The 21,451-nt window shown below is 72.1% G+C and carries 17 protein-coding genes, 1 tRNA gene and 1 pseudogene; 11 read left to right on the top strand and 8 right to left on the bottom strand.

Going from position 1 to position 21,451, the window contains the following annotated elements:
- Window positions 1–583 precede the first annotated feature (583 nt).
- From ABEA15_RS21320 to ABEA15_RS21305, 4 genes are all read right to left on the bottom strand, one after another.
- Window positions 584–1,651, bottom strand: coding sequence for a GDSL-type esterase/lipase family protein (locus ABEA15_RS21320; RefSeq protein WP_345558549.1), 1,068 nt, complete (start codon window positions 1,649–1,651; stop codon window positions 584–586).
- 113 nt (window positions 1,652–1,764) lie between these two features.
- Window positions 1,765–2,253 carry a MarR family winged helix-turn-helix transcriptional regulator gene (locus tag ABEA15_RS21315; RefSeq protein ID WP_344142384.1) on the bottom strand — a complete coding sequence of 163 codons (489 nt, stop codon included), beginning with the start codon at window positions 2,251–2,253 and terminating at the stop codon, window positions 1,765–1,767.
- A 135-nt stretch (window positions 2,254–2,388) separates the two neighbouring features.
- Complete coding sequence (locus ABEA15_RS21310; RefSeq protein WP_345558547.1) at window positions 2,389–3,054, bottom strand: TetR/AcrR family transcriptional regulator; 666 nt, start codon at window positions 3,052–3,054, stop codon at window positions 2,389–2,391.
- 14 nt (window positions 3,055–3,068) lie between these two features.
- Entirely contained in the window at window positions 3,069–4,034 is a 966-nt protein-coding gene (locus tag ABEA15_RS21305) for an acyl-CoA desaturase (protein ID WP_344142381.1), read from the bottom strand.
- A gap of 310 nt (window positions 4,035–4,344) precedes the next feature.
- Here ABEA15_RS21305 and ABEA15_RS21300 point away from each other — a divergent pair.
- The 11 genes and pseudogenes from ABEA15_RS21300 to ABEA15_RS21250 all read left to right on the top strand — a co-directional run bounded on the left by ABEA15_RS21300 (window position 4,345) and on the right by ABEA15_RS21250 (window position 16,705).
- Window positions 4,345–4,416, top strand: a tRNA-Gln gene (locus ABEA15_RS21300).
- A gap of 835 nt (window positions 4,417–5,251) precedes the next feature.
- Window positions 5,252–6,334 (top strand): annotated as a pseudogene (glmU, locus tag ABEA15_RS21295) (bifunctional UDP-N-acetylglucosamine diphosphorylase/glucosamine-1-phosphate N-acetyltransferase GlmU); the annotation flags it as partial.
- A 30-nt stretch (window positions 6,335–6,364) separates the two neighbouring features.
- Window positions 6,365–7,339, top strand: coding sequence for a ribose-phosphate diphosphokinase (locus tag ABEA15_RS21290; protein WP_344142377.1), 975 nt, complete (start codon window positions 6,365–6,367; stop codon window positions 7,337–7,339).
- Between the two features lie 350 nt (window positions 7,340–7,689).
- On the top strand, window positions 7,690–8,349 hold the full coding sequence (locus ABEA15_RS21285) for a 50S ribosomal protein L25/general stress protein Ctc (RefSeq protein ID WP_344142376.1): 660 nt from the start codon (window positions 7,690–7,692) through the stop codon (window positions 8,347–8,349).
- A gap of 116 nt (window positions 8,350–8,465) precedes the next feature.
- A complete protein-coding gene (pth, locus tag ABEA15_RS21280; protein ID WP_345558544.1) occupies window positions 8,466–9,146 on the top strand; it encodes an aminoacyl-tRNA hydrolase in 681 nt (226 codons plus the stop codon).
- A gap of 345 nt (window positions 9,147–9,491) precedes the next feature.
- Window positions 9,492–10,955: a sugar transferase gene (locus tag ABEA15_RS21275; RefSeq protein ID WP_345558542.1), complete on the top strand. Its 1,464-nt coding sequence runs from the start codon at window positions 9,492–9,494 to the stop codon at window positions 10,953–10,955.
- A gap of 5 nt (window positions 10,956–10,960) precedes the next feature.
- Window positions 10,961–11,752, top strand: a complete 792-nt coding sequence (locus ABEA15_RS21270) for a 3'(2'),5'-bisphosphate nucleotidase CysQ (RefSeq protein WP_345558540.1) — start codon at window positions 10,961–10,963, stop codon at window positions 11,750–11,752.
- 50 nt (window positions 11,753–11,802) lie between these two features.
- Entirely contained in the window at window positions 11,803–12,735 is a 933-nt protein-coding gene (cysD, locus tag ABEA15_RS21265; RefSeq protein WP_345558539.1) for a sulfate adenylyltransferase subunit CysD, read from the top strand.
- Window positions 12,736–12,775: 40 nt separating this feature from the next.
- Window positions 12,776–14,044 carry a sulfate adenylyltransferase subunit CysN gene (gene cysN, locus ABEA15_RS21260; RefSeq protein ID WP_345558538.1) on the top strand — a complete coding sequence of 423 codons (1,269 nt, stop codon included), beginning with the start codon at window positions 12,776–12,778 and terminating at the stop codon, window positions 14,042–14,044.
- 153 nt (window positions 14,045–14,197) lie between these two features.
- Complete coding sequence (locus ABEA15_RS21255; protein ID WP_345558557.1) at window positions 14,198–15,088, top strand: sulfotransferase; 891 nt, start codon at window positions 14,198–14,200, stop codon at window positions 15,086–15,088.
- Window positions 15,089–15,304: 216 nt separating this feature from the next.
- Window positions 15,305–16,705: a glycoside hydrolase family 26 protein gene (locus ABEA15_RS21250; protein WP_425579430.1), complete on the top strand. Its 1,401-nt coding sequence runs from the start codon at window positions 15,305–15,307 to the stop codon at window positions 16,703–16,705.
- A gap of 92 nt (window positions 16,706–16,797) precedes the next feature.
- Here ABEA15_RS21250 and ABEA15_RS21245 read toward each other — a convergent pair whose 3' ends face one another.
- The 4 genes from ABEA15_RS21245 to ABEA15_RS21230 form a co-directional block, all read right to left on the bottom strand.
- Entirely contained in the window at window positions 16,798–18,231 is a 1,434-nt protein-coding gene (locus tag ABEA15_RS21245) for a glycosyltransferase (protein WP_345558553.1), read from the bottom strand.
- Window positions 18,232–18,338: 107 nt separating this feature from the next.
- Complete coding sequence (locus ABEA15_RS21240; protein ID WP_345558536.1) at window positions 18,339–18,797, bottom strand: UDP-N-acetylglucosamine--LPS N-acetylglucosamine transferase; 459 nt, start codon at window positions 18,795–18,797, stop codon at window positions 18,339–18,341.
- Window positions 18,798–18,934: 137 nt separating this feature from the next.
- Entirely contained in the window at window positions 18,935–20,494 is a 1,560-nt protein-coding gene (locus tag ABEA15_RS21235) for a lipopolysaccharide biosynthesis protein (protein WP_345558534.1), read from the bottom strand.
- Window positions 20,491–21,366, bottom strand: coding sequence for a sulfotransferase family protein (locus ABEA15_RS21230; protein WP_345558532.1), 876 nt, complete (start codon window positions 21,364–21,366; stop codon window positions 20,491–20,493). The genes ABEA15_RS21235 and ABEA15_RS21230 overlap by 4 nt, the downstream gene beginning before the upstream one ends.
- Between the last annotated feature and the right edge of the window lie 85 nt (window positions 21,367–21,451).

The following is a 21,451-nucleotide window of genomic DNA, read 5'->3' as shown; positions in this document are numbered from 1 at the left end:
AATCGGGCATGGGGTGCTCTGGTCCGGCCCGCGCGGGCGAAGAGCCGCGCCGAAACCCCTCACGCCATTCCGGGCCCCCTGCGCCCACCGCCCTCGCTGCCCCGGCACGTGCGTAACCGGCGGGCACCGGAACCGATGCGCTCGGGCTTGACCGCCCGTCGCCCTCGCTGCCTCGTCGCAAGGGATAATCAGTCAGCACGCGAACCGACGACCGCGGGCTCGGCCGTCCGCCGCCCTTGCTGCCTCGTCGCGACCGCCACCAGCGGGCACCATTGCCGGTGGTCGCGGGCTCGGCCTTCCGCTGCCGTCGCCGCTTCGTCGGGTGCGTGACCGGGGGCATCGGATCCGGTGGTCGTGGCTGGGTCGTCCGCCGTCGTTGCTGCCTCGTCGCAAGGGATAATCAGTCAGCACGCGAACCGACGACCGCGGGCTCGACCATCCGCCGCCCTTGCTGCCTCGTCGCGACCGCCACCGGCGGGCACGGGAACCGATGCTCGTGGGCTCGGCCGTCCGCCGCCCTTGCTGCCTCGTCGCGACCGCCACCAACCGGCGGGCACCGGGACCGCCGGCCGCACGGGCTCGGCTAGATTTCCACGCGGGCGGCGAAGGCCCGGGCGATTGCGGCGGCGCCGGCCCGGTTGGTGTGGATGTCGGGGCCGCGGGTCGTGTTGCACATCCAGGTGTAGTCGCAGATCCGCTGCACGTTGGCGGGCATGCCGGTCTCGCTGCCGGCGGGTACGTCGAAGTCGGAGGAGTGGAAGGCCCCGGCCACGTCGGCGACCCCGATTCCGGCGTCCTCGTAGGTCTCGGTGATGACGGTGTTCATCTCCTCGAAGACGCCGGTGGCGTACTCGACGGTCTCGTTCTCGGGCTGCTCTGCGCCGTCCCCGCCGCCGTCCCCGCTCTGCGCCCCGGCGGCTCCGCCGTCCAGGAGCAGCGCGGCCAGGAAGGGGTTGTAGTAGGTCATACCGACGATCCGGGTGTCGGGGCCCGCCGCGTCGCGCAGACGGGTGGCGATGACGGGCAGTTCCTCGCGGAGGCGCTCCAGGCCGTCGTCGACGCAGCCGCGGTCGATGCTGCCCAGTCCGGACAGCCCGGGCCCGCCCCCGCTTCCGCCGGACCCGCCGGCCTCACCGGCCCCGCCCGATCCCGAGTCGGCTCCTCCCGGCTCATCCGACTGCGCGTGCTGCCCCGCCTGCCCCTCCTGCCCCTGCACGGCCTCCAGGACGCAGCCGGTGAAGTTGTTGGCCCCGATGCCCACTGTCACCAGCGCGGTGCGGTCGCGGTGCTCCTTGAGGAACCGCTCGGCCTGCACCAGCTGCGACTCCTCCTCGTAGCGCTCGGCGCAGTGCTCCAAACCGCCGTTGACGAAGGTGGTGCTGTCCTCGCCGCCGCACCCCATGCGCTCGTGTTCGAGTGTGGAGTCGCGGTCGTAGAGGGTGCGGTACAGGGCGTCGGTGTAACCCTGGGAGGTCTCCTCGGCCGTCCCGTCGGGCTGCGGCTGCACCCCCACGGCCAGCGAGTCGCCGAGCGAGAGGTAGTAGTGCTTGCGCGGCTCCTCCTGCCCGTCATCGGCCGAGCAGGCCGCAAGTGAACCGGCCAGCACCAGGGCCGCCGCCGCTGCGGCGGCGGAACACCAGCGGTTGTGCATGTCGTCGACTCCGTCTCCTGCTCCTGCTTCCGGGGGCCGGTGGCGCGCCGGTGCGGCGTCCCGGTGCGAGCGGGGACGACGCCGCCGGGTCACAAGAGTGGCCGACGCGGCGGCTACTCGTCGAGGGGGGACAGTACCGACCTCAGCAGGGCGGCCAGGCTCTGGCGGTCCCTGCGCGAGACTCCGGTCAGCAGGGACTCCTCGTAGCTGAGCAGGGCGGCCAGCGCGCCGTCGACGCGTTCCCGCCCCTCGGGGGTCAGCCGGACCAGGACGCCGCGCTTGTCGGCCGGGTCGGGGCCGCGGCGGACCAGGCCGGCGTCGGCGAGGCGGTCGATGCGGTTGGTCATGGTGCCGGACGTGACCAGCGTGGCCCGCAGCAGTCGCCCGGGGCTGAGCTCGTAGGGCGGCCCCGAGCGGCGCAGCTCCGCCAGGACATCGAACTCCCAGGGCTCCAGGTCGTGCTCGGTGAAGACCGCGCGCCGCGCACGGTCCAGGTGCCTGGCCAGCCGGGACACCCGGCTCAGTACCTGGAGGGGCTCGATGTCGAGATCGGGGCGCTCGGCGCGCCACGCTTCGACCAGACCGTCGACCTCATCACGCATGCGGCCAGCATATCTCTTGATATCAAGATAGTCGCCGCCGGTGCACGGACCCGTGCACGGACCGGTGTCCGGCCCCGCACACGCACAGGCCGGTCCGGCGGGCCCGGAGGCCCGCGGACCGGCCCGGCGCCGCTGCTAGGCGTCGCCGCGCTTGTGCTGGACGTGGTCCAGGCGCGGCTTGGGCTCCAGGTTCGACAGCCCGTTCCAGGCGAGGTTCACCAGGTGGGCGGCCACGACCTCGCGCTTGGGCTTGCGGACCTCGAGCCACCACTGGCCGGTCAGGGCCACCATCCCCACCAGCGACTGCGCGTACATCGGGGCGAGCTTGGGATCGTAGCCGCGGCTGCTGAACTCCTCGGCCAGGATGTGCTCGACCTGCGTGGCGATGTCGCTGATCAGGCTGGCGAAGCTGCCGGTGCCCGAGGCGGCGTGGGAGTCGCGGGCCAGGATGCGGAAGCCCTGGCTGCACTCCTCGACGTAGCGCAGCAGCGCCAGCGCCGCGTTCTCGATCTTGCCCCGGGGGGTGTCGGCGGCCAGCGAGTCGCCGACCATGCTCAGCAGGATCTGCATCTCGCGGTCGACGACGACCGCGTAGACGCCCTCCTTACCCCCGAAGTGCTCGTAGACGACCGGCTTGGACACCCCGGCCCGCGCCGCGATCTCCTCGACCGAGGTGGCGTCGAAGCCGCGCTCGGCGAAGAGCTCGCGCCCGATGTCCAGGAGTTGCTCCCGGCGCTGCTTGCCGGTCATGCGCTTGCGGCGCGACCGTGTGCCCTTCTCGCTCCCGCTGACCGTTGCCATGGTGGAGACTCACTTCAGCTCTCGGCGCCGACGCGCTTAGCGGCAAGGCGCTGGGTGTTGGGCCACCGGACCTTGCTCGCCCATCCGAGTTTCTCAAAAATCCAGATGACGCGGGCGGAAATGTCGATCTGCCCCTTGAGCACCCCGTGGCGGGCGCACGTGGGGTCGGCGTGGTGCAGGTTGTGCCAGGACTCCCCGAAGGACGGGATGGCCAGCCACCACACGTTGCGCGAGCGGTCGCGGACCTCGAAGTTCTCCTCGCCGATGGTGTGGCAGATGGAGTTGATGGACCAGGTGACGTGGTGCAGCAGCGCGACGCGCACCAGGCCGGCCCAGAAGAACGCTGTCAGCGCGCCCCACCAGGACATCGTGACCAGGCCGCCGATCAGTGCCGGGCCCAGCAGCGAGAACAGCACGATCGGACCGAACAGGCGGTCGACGCGGCGGATGTCGTCGTCCTTGAGCAGGTCGGGTGTGAAGCGCTTGGGCGAGGTCTTCTCCTCGTCCAGGTAGAGCCAGGCCATGTGCGCGTAGTACAGGCCCTTGGCCACCGAGCGCCAGTCGTCGCCGAAGCGCCACGGCGAGTGCGGGTCGCCCTCGGCATCGGCGTACTTGTGGTGGCGGCGGTGGTCGGCCACCCACTTGATCACCGAGCCCTGGATGGCCACGCTGCCGGCCACGGCCAGCGCGATGCGCAGCGCGCGGTTGGCCTTGAACGATCCGTGGGTGAAGTGCCGGTGGAAGCCCACCGTGATCCCCAGGCCGCTGACGACGTAGAAGACCGCCCCGATGACGATGTCGGTCAGCGTGAGGCCCCAGCCCCAAGCGAAGGGCACCGCCGCCACCAGAGCCAGGAGCGGGATGAAGACGAATGCGAAGACGGTGTAGCGCTCGACCCTGCCCCGGCCCTCGGGGTCGAGTTCGGGTTCGGGCCTCCGCCTGGTCGCCTGGTCGGGCGAGAGCTCGGGTGCTGCGGTCATGTGTCCACCTCGTTCGCGGGCCTGACTGCTGAAGTCGGCGCGGAGTCTTCCTGGCCGGCCACCGACTGCGCCGGTCGCCGGAACCTATACCTACGTAACCGTAACCTACGCCCTCGTAAGTTCGAAAGGGTGCCGGCGAAAGTCGCAGCGCGCCGGCTGCGCAGAGCGGTGCCGCCTGCGGTCGGCCGCCGGGCGGTGCGGGCGGGAAACGCGCCCGGCCGGTGCGGGCACGACGGATGTGCCGACGTCCGGGCGGAGCCGCTATCGTTAGCATGCGGATCGCGCCGCCCCGCGGGCGGCGGAGTCCCCTTCCCGGGTGGTCTAAAGGCAGGACACAGGCTTTTGGTGCCTTGAGGTGAGGGTTCGAATCCTTCCCCGGGAGCCGAGCGGGCACCGGCCCCCCGTGCCTCCGAGCACGGTCGGCCGGTGCGATCGGCGCTTCCCGCCGTCGTCCCTCCCCGCGTCCCTGCCGCCCGAGGCCGCGGCGCGTCGCGAATTTCACAGCCCCGCCGTCCCGGCTGTTTCCCCGCTGTTTCCGCCGGACGGCCGCTCGGGCCTCCCGTTTCCGGGCCGCCGGAGTCCCCGGTGCGCACGCGGCGGGCCCGGCGGCCGCAACCGCGCCGTCCAAAGGCCACATGTATCCTGCCCATGTCGGCCCGCGCGGTCTGGCCTGTCTGCGTTCCGCCTGCCAGGTACCCGTCGAGCGCCGTCAACCGAACGGATACGTCGTGTCGACCCCGCGGTCACCGCGGGGAGCCGCGTCGCGCCGCGTCCGCGACACCCCGCCCGCGCCGGCGCGGGGATCATCCGCATCCGCCAGCGACATGAGGAGTCTCCGCCAGTGAGCGTGAGCCGTCCGGCTGCCGTCATCGTCCTTGCGGCGGGCGAGGGCACCCGTATGAAGTCCAGGCTTCCCAAGGTCCTGCACGAGATCTGCGGCCGCAGCATGCTCGGCCATGTCCTGGCCGCCGCCGACGAGCTGGAGCCCGAGCGCACCGTGGTGGTGGTCGGCCACGCGCGCGAACGCGTCGCCCAGCACCTCAAGGACACCGCCCCGGCGGTCTCCACCGCGGTGCAGGAGGAGCAGAACGGCACCGGCCACGCCGTGCGCATGGCCGTGGAGGAGCTGAGAAGTCGGATCGTAGCCATGTCGTTCTGTGAGCCAAGGAGTTGACTGCCTGTTTTGTCTTCCTAAGACCGCTTGGCCTCCGACTTAGGCCGCCGGCAACGCCGTCACCGTCCTCTCCGCCGAGGTTCCCGACCCCGCTGGCTACGGCCGCGTCGTCCGTGACTCCTCGGGGGAGTTCACCGCGATCGTCGAGCACGCCGACGCCACCGAAGAGCAGCGCGCCGTCGACGAGATCAACTCCGGCATGTACGCCTTCGACGGCGCCCTCCTCGCCTCGGTCGTGGGCCGGCTGACCACCGACAACGCCAAGGGCGAGGAGTACATCACCGACGCCGCGGCGATCCTGCGCGGCGACGGCCACCGCGTCGGCGCCTCCGTCGCGCGCGAGTGGACCGAGATCCAGGGCGTCAACGACCGCGTGCAGCTCGCCGAAGCGCGCCGGATGCTCAACGACCGGCTGCTGGCCGGGCACATGCGCGCCGGAGTGACCATCGTCGACCCCGCCTCGACCTGGGTCGACGCCGAGGTCGAGATCGGCGCCGACGCGGTCGTGGAGCCCCAGACCCAGCTGCTGGGCCGCACCGTCGTCGACGAGGGCGCCGTCGTCGGTCCGGGCTGCCGGCTCAGCGACACCCGCGTTGGCGCCGAGGCCCGGGTGCGCCACGTCGTCGCCGACGACGCCGAGGTCGGCGCGAACACCAGCATCGGCCCCTACGCCTACCTGCGCCCGGGAACCGTGATCGAGCCCGCCGGCAAGATCGGCGCGTTCGTCGAGGTGAAGAACTCCACCGTCGGCGAGGGCTCCAAGGTCCCGCATCTGACCTACGTCGGCGACGCCGACATCGGTGTGGGCGTCAACATCGGCGCCTCCTCGGTGTTCGTCAATTACAACGGTGTCGCCAAGAACCGCACCACCATCGGCGACCACGCCCGCACCGGCAGCGACAACACCTTCGTCGCGCCGGTGCACGTGGGCGACGGCGCCTACACCGGTGCCGGCACCGTGATCCGCGAAGACGTCCCGCCCGGTGCGCTGGCGGTTTCGGCCGGCAATCAGCGCAACATCGAGGGCTGGGTAGGGCGCAAGCGCCCGGGAACGGCCGCCGCCGAGGCGGCCGAACGGGCGCAGGACGGGCCTTCGGGGTCCGCCGAGCGCCGCGATGAAGGTTGACTGAGTCAGTGTCTGTGGGGGATCTCTGAAGTGACCGGCATGAAGGCCGCGGGTCAGAAGAAGCTCATGCTGTTCGGGGGGCGCACGCACCCCGATCTGGCGGAGCAGGTGGCCGATCAGCTCGGCATCGAGGTCGCGCCGACGAAGTTCCAGGACTTCGCCAACGGCGAGATCTTCGTGCGCTACCTGGAGTCGGTGCGCGGGTGCGACGCCTTCGTGCTGCAGTGCCACTCCGACCCGATCAACGAGTCGATCATGGAGCAGCTGATCATGGTCGACGCTCTGAAGCGGGCTTCGGCCAAGCGCATCACGGTGGTGACACCGTTCCTGGGCTACGCGCGCCAGGACAAGAAGCACCGGGGCCGCGAGCCCATATCAGCCCGGCTGATGACCGACCTCTTCCGCACCGCGGGAGCGGACCGGCTCATGGCGATCGACCTGCACACCGACCAGATCCAGGGCTTCTTCGACGGCCCGGTGGACCACCTGTTCGCGCTGCCGCTGCTGGCCGACTACGTGCAGTCGCGCGTCGGTTCGGCCGACGAGTCGACCGTCGTCTCGCCCGACTCCGGGCGGGTGCGCACCGCCGACCGCTGGGCCGACCGCATGGGCTCGCCGCTGGCGATCATCCACAAGCGGCGCGACCCCGACGTGGTCAACCAGGTGAAGGTGCACGAGGTCGTGGGCCAGGTGAACGGCCGGACCTGCGTGCTCGTCGACGACATGATCGACACCGCCGGCACCATCGTGAAGGCCGCCGACGCCCTGTTCGAGCAGGGCGCCCGCGAGGTCATCGCGGCGGCGACCCACGGTGTGCTCTCCGGGCCCGCCGCCGAGCGGCTGCAGAACTCGCGCATTTCCGAGGTCGTGATCACCAACTCGCTGCCGATCCCCAAGGACCGTCGGTTCGAGAAGCTCACGCAGCTGTCGATCGCTCCGCTGCTGGCGCGCGCCATCAGCGAGGTCTTCAGCGACGGCTCGGTCACCAGCCTCTTCGAGGGCTGACCCGGCGGCACGGCGCGGTCCGCCTGCGGGTGCGCGGTGAGCGTGTCCGCAGGCGTCGGTATATGTTCGAGGGGCCCGGCAGAGCCATTAGACTGGATCGGGTGTCCCCAGCTCCCGCTGGGACGCGTTGGGCGCTGGACAGGAACATGGCCGCACCGCCGCGGCCGGTGCGGCGCCGTCGGCGAGTGTTCGCGCCCGTTCCGGGTGTGCTCCACGCGGCGCGGGTCCGTTCCCGCCGTCGGCAGGCAGCGGCCCCTCGGCCCCTGAGGACGTCGCCGTCTACGCGGGAGCCGTTTTACGTAAAGTCGTGTTCCCCGCGGTTCGCGGGGACGATCCCGAGGAGTTTTGTCGTGTCCGAGGTACGCATCGCTGCCGAGCCGCGCACGGAATTCGGCAAGGGCGCCGCACGGCGCGTCCGCCGCGCGGGTAAGGTGCCGGCCGTCCTCTACGGCCACGGCACCGACCCTCGCCACATCACGCTTCCGGGCCATGAGCTGATGCTGGCCCTGAAGACCCCGAACGTGCTCCTGCGTGTCGACGGCCTCTCCGGCTCCGACAACCTCGCGCTGCCGAAGAGCGTGCAGCGCGACCCCATCAAGGGCTTCCTCGAGCACGTCGACCTGATCGTGGTGAAGAAGGGCGAGAAGGTCAACGTCGAGATCTCGGTGACGCTTACCGGTGAGATCGCGCCGGGCGGCGTGCTCAACCAGGAACTGGTCACCGTCGAGGTCGAGACCGAGGCCACCCACATCCCCGAGGGCGTCGAGTTCGACGTCGAGGGCTTGGAGGTCGGCGTGCACGTCACGGCGGCCGACCTGAAGCTGCCCAAGGGCACCGAGCTGGCGACCGACCCCGAGACCAACGTGCTGACGATCTCCCCCGAGCGCAGCGACGCGGAGGTCGAGGCGCTGGAGACCGAGGAGGCCGACGTCGCGGCCGAGGCCGTCGAGGCGGCCGCCAAGGGCGAGTCCGGCGAGTCGTCGCCGGAGGAGTCCTCCTCCTCGGAGTAGGTCCGAGACCTCGGCCGGGAGCGCCCGCACCGCGGGTGCCCCGGCCGCAGCAGTGCGCCGCGCACCCGTGGGGGAGCGCGGCGCAGGCGACACACGGAACCAGACGGCGGACGGCTATGCGTGCTCTCCTGCGGCGGATCCTGCCCGGCGGCGTGCCGCCGTCCTCCGGCGCGTCCGCGGACGCGCCGGCTGAGGAGCGGAGCGGTGAGGTGGCCCCGGTCGAGACCGAGCGCTGGCTGGTGGTGGGCCTGGGCAACCCCGGCCCCTCCTACGCCGGCAACCGGCACAACATCGGCTTCATGGTCGCCGATGCCCTGGCCGAGCGCGGCGGGCAGCGGTTCAAGTCCCACAAGGCGCGCGCCGAGGTCGCCGAGGCCCGCATCCAGGGCGTGCCCGCTGTCGTGGCCAAGCCGCGCTCCTTCATGAACCTCTCCGGCGGCCCCGTCGCGGCGCTCAGCCGCTTCTACAAGGTGCCGCTGGAGCGCGTCCTGGTGATCCACGACGAGCTGGACGTCCCCTTCGGCACGCTGCGGCTCAAGCGCGGCGGCGGCGCGGGCGGCCACAACGGGTTGCGCTCGATCAGCGCGTCCCTGTCCGACCCGGGATACCTGCGGGTGCGCGTGGGCGTCGGCCGCCCGCCCGGCCGGATGGACGCGGCCGCCTATGTCCTCAAGGACTTCTCCTCCACCGAGCGCAAGGATCTGGGCGTCGTCGTCGAGCGCGCCGCCGACGCCGTCGAGACCGTGCTGACCGACGGCCTGGAGAAAGCCCAGAACATCTACCACACCGCGGCCTGACCCCCGGCACCGCCGGGCACCGCCGGCCTCCGCTCCCACCGCGCCGAACCGCTCGGCTCGTGCCTGCGCACGCGGGGCGGCAGCGCCACCGCTGCGCGGCGGTCCCGATCCGGCAAGGCCGAAGCCTGTACGCCGACGCGGCCTTTTCCGGTGACGATCCGTCACGTCACGCGACGATGTTATTACGTTTGGCTATGATCTCTCGCGTCAGATCGCGTCTACGCACCCCTCGTCCCCGCGCACCGGCTTCGGCCGCATGCCGTGCCGCCCGCAGCGCCCGACAGCGGTCCGGGCGTCCGCCCGGGAGGCGGGCGGGGAGCGGGGGCCGTGCCGAGGTGGGGGTTCATGGTCGTAATCGAACGGGTCCCGGCGCAGGCCGCTGGCGCGTCGACCGTCCGAGCCGCTCCGGCCTGGATGCGCTCCTACGTCCGCGGGCTCCGGTGGATCGACGCCGGCGCCGGCGCACTCGCGGGCGCGTGCGCGCTGCAGATCCGCTTCGCCGACCCGCTGGAGGCGCCGGCGGGGCACTGGTACCTGATGTTCTCGCTGGCGTTTCCCGGTCTGTGGATGGTGGCGGTCGCGGTCGCCGGCGGCTATGCGCGCCGGTTCGTCGGGCAGGGCACCGAGGAGTTCCGCCGTGTGCTCAGCGCGGGCGTAGTGCTGACGGCGGGAGCGGCCGTCTGCTTCTGCGCCGCACAGGTCGACGTCGCCCGCGGGTACGTACTTCCGGCGCTGGCCACGGTCGTCTCGGCCAGCCTGGCCATGCGCTACGCCTGGCGCAAGCGGCTGCACCGGATGCGCGGGCGCGGGCGGTGCATGCGCGGCGTGGTCGCGGTGGGCCACCTGGAGTCCGCGCGCGACCTGGTCCGGCAATTTCGCCGCGAGCCCTACCACGGGATGCGCGTCATCGGCGTGTGCCTGCCCCCGCGGCAGGCGTGGGCCGGCGGCGAGGTCGACGGCTGCCCGGTGCTGGGCGGATTCGCCGACACGGCCGAGGCCGCCGAGCGGGCCGGAGCCGACACCGTCGCGGTGCTGTCCTGCCCGGAGATGGACGGCGTCGAACTGCGTCGGCTGTCCTGGCGTCTGGAGAAGAGCGGTACCGACCTGACGGTGGCGCCGGCGTTGATGGAGGTGGCCGGTCCGCGCACCACGATCCGCCCCGTCGCGGGTCTGCCGCTGCTCCACGTGGAGCACCCGGAACTGGCCGGTGCGAGGCGCGTGGTCAAGGGCCTGTTCGACCGGACGGCGGCCGCCCTCGCCCTGGCGGCGCTCGCGCCGTTCCTGCTCGGGCTGGCCGTGGTGATCCGCGCACCGGACCGCGGCCCGGCCCTGTTCCGCCAGACGAGAGTCGGCAAGGACGGTGTCGAGTTCACGGTCTACAAGTTCCGTACCATGGTGGTCGGGGCGGACGACCTCAAGCGGGGACTCCGTCCTACCAACGAGCACGACGGCGTACTCTTTAAGATGCGCCGGGACCCCCGGGTGACCGCGATCGGCGGCTGGTTGCGCCGTTGTTCGCTGGACGAGCTCCCGCAGCTGATCAACGTCGTGCGGGGAGACATGTCACTGGTGGGTCCGCGGCCCCCGCTGCCCGAAGAGGTTGCGCGGTACGGCCGCGACGTTCGTCGGCGCCTGGTGGTCAAGCCGGGCATGACAGGGCTGTGGCAGGTCAGCGGCCGGTCGGACCTCTCCTGGGAGGAATCCGTCCGACTGGACCTGCGATACGTGGAAAACTGGTCGTTGACCCTGGACGTCCAGATCCTGTGGAAGACATGGTCAGCAGTTGTCCGCGGAGCGGGAGCGTACTAAGGCCGGTGAGCAGCATCCGAAACGATCATGAAGTCGCGCGTGACCTGGCGACCGAGGCGGGGCAGCAGTTGCTCCGGCTCCGGGCCCGGCAGGGGTTCGACGAGCCCGAGGTTCTGCGCACACTCGGCGACCGCACGTCGCACGAGTTCCTCTTCTCCAGTCTGGGCCGCCTGCGTCCCAGCGACGCGGTGCTCTCCGAGGAGGGCATCGACGACAAGGCGCGGCTGAGCGCCCGCCGGGTGTGGATCATCGACCCGCTCGACGGCACTCGGGAGTTCTCCGAGTCCGGCCGCACTGACTGGGCCGTGCACGTGGCGTTGTGGGAGAACGGCGAGCTCGTCGCGGGCGCGGTCGCGCTGCCCGCCCAGGGGAGCACGGTCTCGACCGTCGACCCGCCGTGGCTGCCCGAGGAGCGCCCCGCCGCGCAGCGGCTGCGAATCACCACCAGCCGCACCCGCCCGCCGGATTTCGTGCAGCGCCTGGCCAACCAGATGGGCGCCGAGATCGTCCCGATGGGCTCGGCCGGCGCCAAGATCTGCGCCGTGCTGCTCGGCATCGCCGACATCTACGTGCACGCGGGCGGTCAGTACGAGTGGGACAGCGCTGCCCCGGTGGCGGTCGCGCACGCGGCGGGCCTGCACACGTCGCGCATCGACGGAAGCGAACTTTCCTACAACAGGACCGACCCCTCGCTCCCGGATATTCTTGTCTGTCGACCGGAATTGTCGAATATGTTGTTGGCTAGTATCCGCGGCGTTGCCGAACGCGACGGCGCGGACCCACACGCGGCGGGCTGAGTGCACGGCAGCCACCCTTCGTGTGCGTCATAGGAGCGTAAGGCGGGTTTATGAGTCAGGCCAGTACGGCACCGCTCGGCAGGTACCAGCTCTCCCAGCTGGACTTCCTGGAGGCCGAGGCGATCTACATCATGCGCGAGGTGGCCGCGGAGTTCGAGCGGCCGGTGCTGCTCTTCTCGGGCGGCAAGGACTCCATCGTCATGCTGCGGCTCGCCGAGAAGGCCTTCTGGCCGGGCGCGATCCCCTTCCCGGTGATGCACGTCGACACCGGGCACAACTTCCCCGAGGTGATGGAGTTCCGCGACCGCCGCTTGGCGGAGGCCGGGGTCAAGCTCGTCGTCGCCTCGGTGCAGGAGCAGATCGACGCCGGCAAGGTCGTCGAGCCCACCGGCCGCTGGGCCAGCCGCAACCGGCTGCAGACTTCAGCGCTGCTGGAGGCTCTGGACGAGCACGGCTTCGACGCCGCGTTCGGCGGCGCCAGGCGTGACGAGGAGAAGGCCCGCGCCAAGGAGCGCGTGTTCTCCTTCCGCGACGAGTTCGGCCAGTGGGACCCCAAGGCGCAGCGCCCCGAGCTGTGGAACGTGTACAACACGCTCATCAACCGGGGCGAGCACATCCGGGTGTTCCCGCTGTCCAACTGGACCGAGCTGGACGTGTGGGGCTACATCGCCCGCGAGAACCTCGACCTGCCGCCGATCTACTACTCGCACAAGCGCACCGTCTTCGAGCGCGACGGCATCCTGCTCTCCGAAAGCCCCTACATCGCCCGCAACGATGACGAGGAGCTGTTCGAGGCGACCGTCCGCTACCGCACGGTCGGTGACATGACCTGCACCGGTGCGGTGCGCTCCTCGGCCACGAGCTTGGAGGAGATCATGGCCGAGATCGCCGCGACGCGCATAACCGAGCGCGGCCAGACCCGCGCCGACGACCGCTCGAGCGAGGCGGCCATGGAAGACCGCAAGCGCGAGGGCTACTTCTAAGCCCCGGCGCCCTCTCCCCACCCACTTGGAACGCGTGCATATGAGTACTGACATTCTGCGGTTCGCCACGGCCGGCTCGGTCGACGACGGCAAGTCGACCCTGATCGGCCGCCTCCTTTTCGACTCGAAGTCGATCTTCGAGGACCAGCTCGACGCCGTGGAGCGCACCAGCCGCGGCCGCGGCGAGGAGCAGACCAACCTGGCTCTGCTCACCGACGGCCTGCGCGCCGAGCGCGAGCAGGGCATCACCATCGACGTCGCCTACCGCTACTTCGCGACGCCGCGGCGGACCTTCATCATCGCCGACACCCCCGGGCACATCCAGTACACCCGCAACATGGTGACCGGGGCGTCGACCTCCGACCTGGCGGTCATCCTGGTCGACGCGCGCAAGGGCCTGCAGGAGCAGAGCCGGCGCCACGCATTCCTGGCCACCCTGCTGCAGGTGCCCCATTTGGTGGTCGCCATCAACAAGATGGACCTCGTCGACTACTCCCAGGAGCGGTTCGAGGAGATCAAGCAGGAGTTCACGGACTTCGCCACCAAGCTCGACGTCAGCGACCTGACCTACATCCCGATCTCGGCGCTGCACGGCGACAACGTGGTGGACCGCTCCATCAACATGCCGTGGTACGACGGCTCGTCGCTGCTGCACCACCTGGAGCACGTGCACATCGCCTCCGACCGCAACCTGATCGACGCGCGGTTCCCCGTGCAGTACGTCATCCGGCCGCAGCGCGCCGCCGACCCCGAGCTGCACGACTACCGCGGCTACGCCGGGACGGTCGCGGGCGGCGTGTTCAAGGCCGGCGACGAGATCATGCATCTGCCGTCGGGGCTGAGCAGCCGCATCGCGAAGATCCTCACCGCCGACGGCGAGCTGGACGAGGCCTTCCCGCCCATGTCGGTGACGATGCTGCTTGAGGACGAGATCGACATCTCGCGCGGCGACATGCTGTGCCGGCCCAACAACCAGCCAGTGGTCTCCCAGGACATCGAGGCGATGGTCTGCTGGATGGCCGAGAGCCGCAAGCTCACACCGCGGTCCCGGCTGGTCATCAAGCACACCACCCGCAACGCCAAAGTCATGGTGCGCGACATCCGCTATCGGCTGGACGTCAACACGCTGCACCGCGACGAGGACGCCGAGGACCTCTCGCTGAACGAGATCGGCCGGGTGAGCATGCGAGCCACTCAACCGCTGTTCGCCGACGAGTACAAGGAGAACCGGCTCACCGGCGGCTTCGTCCTCATCGAAGAGGGCACCAACACCACCGTCGCCGCCGGCATGATCGTCCGCGCCGAGTAGGCCGCCCCGGGGCCGGTCCGCCCGTGCACGTGCCACTCTCGTCCGGAGCGGGGCGGACCGGCATTGACGCCTTGTCGCCGAGAGTTTCCAGGCGGACACGCACCGTATTAGGGTGTGCCCGTGGCCGATTTCCAACTGCTCTTCGTCGGCGGCATGGGCCGCTCCGGCTCCACTCTAGTCGAGCGGCTGCTGGACGAGTTGCCCGGAGTCTGCTCGCTGGGCGAAGTGGTGCACATGTGGCGCCGGGCGCTGATCGACGGCGAGGCCTGCGGTTGCGGCGCTCCCTTCGCCGAGTGCGGCTTCTGGCAGGACGTCGGGGCCGCCGCGTTCGGCGGCTGGGAGCGCCTCGACCCGGCGGAGGTGCTCAGACTCCAGGCCGCGGTCGACCGGACCAGGTTCGTGCCCGCCCTGCTGAGCGGCCGCCCTCCGGTGCGCAGGGCCGAGTCCCTGATGCGCTACACAGGCCTCTACGACCGCCTCTACGCCGCCGCCGCGCGCGTGAGCGGATGCCGGGTGATCGTCGACTCCAGCAAGCACGCGTCGCTGGCCGCCTGCCTGCGCCACCGCTACGGGCGACGGCTGCGCCTGGTGCACGTGCTGCGCGATCCCCGCGCGGTCGCCCACGCCTGGAGCAAGCGCGTGCCCAGACCCGACGCCACGGCCTCCAGCCCCGAACAGGAGATGGCCCGGTACACGCCCGGGCGCGCCGCTGTGCAGTGGACGGCGCAGAACGAGGTGCTGGCGCGGCTGACCCGTCTGGGAGTCCCGACGCTCCGCGTGCGCTACGAGGACTTCGTGGCCAACCCCGCGGGCGAGTTCGGCGCGCTGGCGGCGTTCGCCGGCCACACCGGCGCGCTGCCGGTGGACGCCGAGGGGGTGGCGCGGCTGTCGTGCGCCCACACGGTCTCGGGCAACCCGATGCGCTTTTACACCGGCGCGGTGCGGGTGCGCGCCGACGGCGCATGGCGCAGCGGACTGAGCCCGGCGGGGCAGGCCGCGGTCGCCGCTCTGACCTGTGCGAGCCGGCCGAGGTTCGGCTACTGAGCCGGGCCGTCGGAGGCGCAGGCGGCGCGGCGGGCGAAGGGATCGCCCGTGCAGTGAGGCGATGCCGGACTTTTCCGGGATGCGGCGCGCCGAGCGATTGCGGCTGCATATATCTATCCGTGTCTCTATGGTAGCTCTCTGTGTATGGGGGAGCGAAGGGAAGGTGACGGTGCCGGCCGCCGCGGACACGCCGTCCGCCGCGCGCCGAATCTCTGCATGCCCCGCCGGTGGGGCGGTGCCGCGCTGGCGGTGACGGTCGCGGTGGTGGCGGTCGCGCCCACCGGCGTGGTGAGCACGTACGCCCATCGCCTCGACGCGGTCTGGCCCGCCGCCGGCTACGGATCGCCCGCTCCCGGCGGCTCCGCCACGGGCCACGCGGCGCCGGGCCGCACCGCGCCTGCCGGCGGCGCGGACGGCTCCGGGGGGCGCCCCGGCACCTCCGCGCCACCGCGCCCTTCGGCCGCGCCCTCCGCCGGTCAGTCCGCGCCCGCGCCCTCCGCCTCGGCCGCGCAGTCCTCGGGCCAGGCCACGGCGGCGCCCGGCGCGGCCGCGTTTTCAGGGCCCCAGCCCGCTCCCGGCCCCGCGCCCACGCCGTCGCCGTCCGCCCCGCCCTCCGCGGAGTGCACCGTCGACGAGATCCTGGCGCCGAGCTGCGGCGTGTGGTGGGGGGCCAGCCCCTACCGCGGCGACGTCCGGCCCCTGGAGGAGGCCGTCGGCCGCCCGCTGGATATCGTCTACACCTGGCACGGCGTCGACCAGCATCGCGTGCCCACTGCCGAGGAGCGCCGCCTGGCCGAGGAGGGGCGGTTCCTCCACGCCAACATCGAGGCCCGGCGGTTCAACGCCGCCGGCCACCCGGTGCAGAGCTACGGCGACATCATCGGGGGCCGCTTCGACGACGCGCTGCGCGGCCAGGCGCGGCGCATCGCCGACCTGGGCCGGCCGTTCTTCGTCACCTTCGACCACGAGGCTGACGCCGACAAGCGCTACAACACCCGCGGCACTCCCGAGCAGTTCGTCCGGGCCTGGCGGCACATCGTCGACGTCTACCGCGCCAACGGTGCCGACAACGCCGTCTTCGTCTGGAACGTCACCGGTTGGAAGGGCAACCTGGGTCGGCTGCCCAGCCTGTGGCCGGGCAACGACTACGTCGACTGGATCAGTTGGGAGGCCTACAACATGACCGGCTGCGAGCTGCAGCCGAGCTGGAACCACGTCGTAACCTTCGAAGAGGCGCTGCGCCCTGCCTACGAGTGGTTCCAGAACGAAGGCCCCGAGCACGGCATCGACGCGGACAAGCCTGTGATGGTCGGCGAGATGGGCACCGTACCCATCCCGGGCGACCCGGCGGCCACGCGGGAGTGGTATGCCGACATCCCCGAGACGCTCCGCGACTACGAGCGTGTCCGCGCCGTCAAGCTGTGGGACGGAATCACCGCGCCATCCTGCGACTTCCGCGTGCTGCAGAACCGCTACGCCACCCGCGGCTACCTGCAGGCCTCCGGCGACCGCTACGTCGACCTCCCCCGCCTGGCGCGCGAGGCCGTCGAGGAGGCGATCGGCATCGCCGACCAGGCACGCGCCATGCGCGGCCGGGGAGCGCGCGGCGAGAGGTGAGGCCATGCCCGGACCTGGCGCCGCATCCGGTATCCGCGGGCGAGCGGCCAGGCGGATGCCGGGGACGCCGACCGGGTCGCGGCCCGCCCCGGCTAGATTCCTCGACCGCACTTGTGCAGGGTGCGCAGGACCGCGCCTGGGGAGACCCCGCAGATGACGGCCGCCGCAAGATAGGCGCGCGGTTCGCCCCAGTGGGCGCGCAGCGCCGCGGTCGCCCACTCCAGTGCCGCGCCGCGCCGCCCCGCCGCCGCCTCGGCGAAGGCGATCTGGCCGGCCACCCGGGCATAGCCGCGCGGCACCAGCCGGAACTCCGGGTAGGCCCCCAGCAGCCAGCGCAGTGCGTTGGAGATCGTCTGCCACCGGCCGCCGAAGTGCGAGCGCCGGTGCCACAGCACGCGCACCAGCGGCTCCGCGACGTTGCGGATCGGGGCGCGCCGGGCCAGTCGCAGCAGCAGCTCGTAGTCCTCGCCGTAGCCGCCCGGGATCTCCTCGTCGACGCCGCCGCACCCGTCGACGAGAGCGCTGCGCCGCAGCAGGAACGTCGACGGGTGCAGCTCCGTCAGGCGCGAGCGCAGCAGGTCGGTGAAACTTACGCTGGAGCGCCGCAGCAGCCGATCGGACTCGGCGCCGCCGTAGCGGACGCGGATGCCGCAGCACACCAGTTCGGTGCCGGGCTCGGCGCACAGCACCGCGGCCTGCGCCCGCAGCTTCCCCGGCAGCCAGAGGTCGTCGTCGTCGCAGAAGGCGACCAGCTCGGTCCGAGCGGCCAGTAGGCCGGTGTTGCGGGCCCCGGCCAGGCCCGGCACCGCGGTGTTGGCCAGCACCCGCACCGGCCGGTGTCCGTCCGCGCTCGCCAGCGAGCGGTCGGGCTCGGTGCCGTCGAAGACCACGATCGTGTGCACGGTGGCGGGGTAGTCCTGGCCGCGGATGTGCTTCAGGGTACTGCGCAGCAGGTCGGGCCGGTCGCGCGTGGGCACAACGGCGGTGATCTCCGGTAGCTCGGAGTCCGGCGGAGGAGGCGGCTGCGACCGGTCGGCGTGCGGCGCGACCGGACGGGCGAGCACGTCGATCAGGCGGCCCGCGCGGAGGGCGGCAGCGGTGGTTCCGCCCGGCGGCTCGCGCGGCCGGAAGTCCTCGGGCTGGGCCAGCGCCTTGTCGACAGTGGCGCAGAACTGCTGGTAGCTGGAGCAGGCGCGCACGAGACCCGCCTCGTCGAGCCGGTCCACGAACCGCAGCTGGTGGTCGTCGACGTGTTCGCGGAGCTCAGGATCGCGGGCCACGGCGATCGGCAGGCGCCCGGACTCGCGCGCCTGGACGATGGTGGCGGGACCGCCGTGGGTCACGACGGCCGCGGCCTCGCCCATGGCGGAGCCCAGGTCACCGCGGTCCAGATAGGCGGTGCCCTCCGCCGCCGCCGGTGCCTGCGAGGCTCCGTGCTGCACCAGCACGCGCACATCGGGACGGTCGAGCGCATAGCAGTCCGACCAGTCGATCAGCCGGGTGAAGGGGTGGTGGTCGGTGCCCACGGAGACCAGGACCAGCGGGCGCGCGTCGGCCGCCCCGGCGGCGTCCCGGCCGGCTTTCTCGCCGGTCGTCGGGCGTTCGGCGGGTTCTGGTCCGGGGTGTTCGTCGGTCACAGCAGCGGTCCCACGGTTATGGAGTCGGGGAGGAAGGCGCGCTGCTCCTCCCACTGGGTGAGGTGCAGCCGGGTGAAGGGGCGGCACAGCCGCGTGGTCAGCGGCGGGACGTCGATGCGGTCGTAGACCTCGATGTAGACGGTCGGGATGCGCAGCAGCCACGCCAGGGCGAAGAACGGCAGGGCGACCCCGGCGCCGGTGGAGACCACCGCCGAGGGGCGGGTGCGCGCCAGCGTGCGCACCGCGAGCACCGTGTTGCGCAGCAGGTTGCCGAGGTGCCGGGTGGTGGGGTGGTAGGCCGGGCGCACGTCCTCGCCGTCGAGCAGCCGCAGCGCCTCGGCTGTGGGGAAGGTGACCCAGATCCGGCTGTGCTGCAACCACCAGGGCCGCAGTGACCACAACTGGGCGAGGTGCCCGCCGCTCGACGCGACGAAGAGGACCGGGGCGGTTGGCATACCGTCATCATCGCATAACTGAGCGTAGTTTTTTGCTCGTAGGGTTATGTCGCGCAGGTCGCGGGCGCGCGCGGACGGACTTTCGGATGGCGGCGCGGCTCGGCCCGGTGCCGACCGCGCCGCCGTGTCGGCCGGGTTCAGCCGGCCCCGGCAAGGAGGGCGTCCCGGCGCAGCAGGAGGTCGAGTTCCAGGCGGTCGCGCAGGCGCCACAGGGTCGCCATCAGCCCCGCCGAGCCGACCGCCATCGCCGCCGCCAGCGACCAAGGTCCCGTGCCCAGGGCCGCCGCACACAGCAGGGGCACGCCGCCGAACCACACCAGGCAGCTTCCCGCCGCCAGCGCCCACCTGGCGCCGAACGGGTGCAGCCCGTGCGAGCGCCCCAGCTGCACCAGCGGAAGCGCCTTGCGCACCGCGACTGCGCCCGCGAACGCCGCCGCCGCGCCACCCCCACCCGCCGAGGGCACCAACAGCAGGCACAGCACGACATTGGAGGCCAGCGCCAGCAGGTTGTTCGCCAGGTTCAGCCGGGTGCGCCCGGTCATCGCCAGCACCAGGTCGCCCATCCCGAGGGCCGCGGCGAGCAGCTGTGCCAGGCAGACGACCGCCAGGACCGCGGCACCGTCGGCGTAGCGCCCGCCGAACATCTCCATCAGCAGGGGGGCGTAGACGAGCGCGGGCAGGAACAGCGGCCAGGTCAGGCAGATCAGCCAGGCGGTGCTCGCCCGGAAGAGGGTGTTGGCTCCGCGGCGGTCGTCCTCGGCCAGCAGCTCGGCCAGCCGCGGTTCGGCGGAGTACTGCAGCGCCTGAGCCGCGAACTGCCCAGCGACCGGGTAGCGGGAGGCGGCGGCGAACACCGCGGCCTCGGTCGGGCCGGCCAGTGCGGCGACGAACACGATGCCAAGCCGCTGGATGCCCAGCTGGGCGACCGCCGCGAGGGAGCGGGGGAGCGAGAACGCCCAGAACGCGCGGGGCGTCACCTCGTCTGCGGCGTGCTCTGCGGGCGCCGCCGGGCCGGCCGGCCGCGCCGGTGACATCGGGGGCGCCTCCCGCTCGCGGTGTGACGCGAGGATGCGCCGCATCCACCACCAGGCCAGGACGGCCGCCGGAAGGTAGGGGCCCGCCCAGGCCACCGTCAGCAGTCCCGCCCAGCCGGTCGCCGCGACCGCGGCGATGAGCACCAGCTGCGCCAGCGGGCGGCCCACCCTGTCCAGCAGCACCCCCGCCCGCATCACATGGTGCGCGCGGGTGGCGGCGAGTGCCGCATCGGTCAGCACCGCGCAGGGCAGGAAGGCCGCAAGCAGCCGCAGGTAGGTTGCGGCGTCCGGTTCGCCCATGAGCGAAGCGAGGTCGTCGGTGAGCGCGAGCATCGCCGCGGTGCCCGCCAGGGACGCGGCCGCCGCGGGGCCCAGGGCGATGCGCAGCACCCGCGAAGCGGCGTGCTCGGCGCCGCGGGCGCGCAGCCGGGCCAGGAAGTACACCAGTCCGCTGGGCGCGCCCAGGTTGGCCACCGCCGATGCGAGCAGGAAGACCGAGGTGGCCGCGAACAGCAGCCCGGCCGTGTCGGCGGAGAACCCCCGCGCGACCGCGACCACGATGGCCAGGTTCAGCACCGCCCCGGCCGCGGCGCCGGCCACGTTCAGGGCGCCGCCGCGGGCGACCCGGCGCAGGCCCGCCCGGCCGTGGCCGGGGGCGCTCACCTCCGCCACTGCGGGTCACGTCCCCACCAGTCGGCCAGGTCCTGGTCGTGCCCGGCGAAGTGCTCGGCCAGCCGGGCGTGCAGCCGCACGGGTATCGGGTCCCGCGGGCGCGTGTTGTGCCTGGCGAACCGGATCCTGTCGCAGTGGGCGATGCCCAGGAAGTCCTCGATCCCGGCGAAGACCTGCTCGGGGCGGTCGAAGTACGCCTCACTCTCGACCACGTGCAGCCGGTGGCGTCCCACATGGCGCTCCAGCCGGCGCAGCTGCTCTGCGTAGCGGCCGCGCGCCAGGTAGGCGTGGTGCTGGTGGGAGTGGGAGCGCGCGGCGGGGTCGGCGCGCAGCCGCTCTTCCTCGCCGCGCAGCCGCTCGGGCTCAAGCTCCAGCGCCCGTTCGAACGGCTCGGTCTCGAAGCCGCGCGCCAGCTCGTGGCTGTGCGCGGAGTAGGCGCGCTCCACCGGGTCGCGCACCATCACCACCACCTTCACGCCCGGCAGGTCGCGGGAGATCCGCTCGGGCGCCAGCGGGTGGAACACGTAGTAGGGGCTGGACTCGCCCACCTCGATGCGCGGGCGCCCGCTGCCGGCGCGCACGAGGACCCGCAGCGGGAAGTGCCCCCGGTACCAGTCCAAACCGCGGTGGTAGTCGGTGTCGAAGTAGTGCACCCCTTTGCGCAGGGGCGGGCCGAAGACCTGCGGGTGCTGGACCAGGGCGCGGAACAGCGACGTCGTGCCGCACCGCTGTGCGCCGGCCACGACGAACGTCGGCAGTGCGCGGACGCCCCGGGTGGCCTGGCCGAGCGCGGTGTGCACCGAGCGGACCGAGCGCTTGACCGGATCCGGCACCGGCAGCCAAGGGGTGTTGGCGTCGGACATCGTCTACCTTCCGTGAAAGCTCCGGATCCCGCGGTACCGGCGACCGCGGGCGGGTCAGGCGTACAGCGGGGTGTGCGCGGGCGCC

It is taken from the genome of Streptomonospora halophila (genome assembly GCF_039542725.1).
Lineage (GTDB): Bacteria > Actinomycetota > Actinomycetes > Streptosporangiales > Streptosporangiaceae > Streptomonospora > Streptomonospora halophila.
Note: the sequence above shows the minus strand (reverse complement) of the source record. Positions and strands in the feature narration are given on the sequence as shown.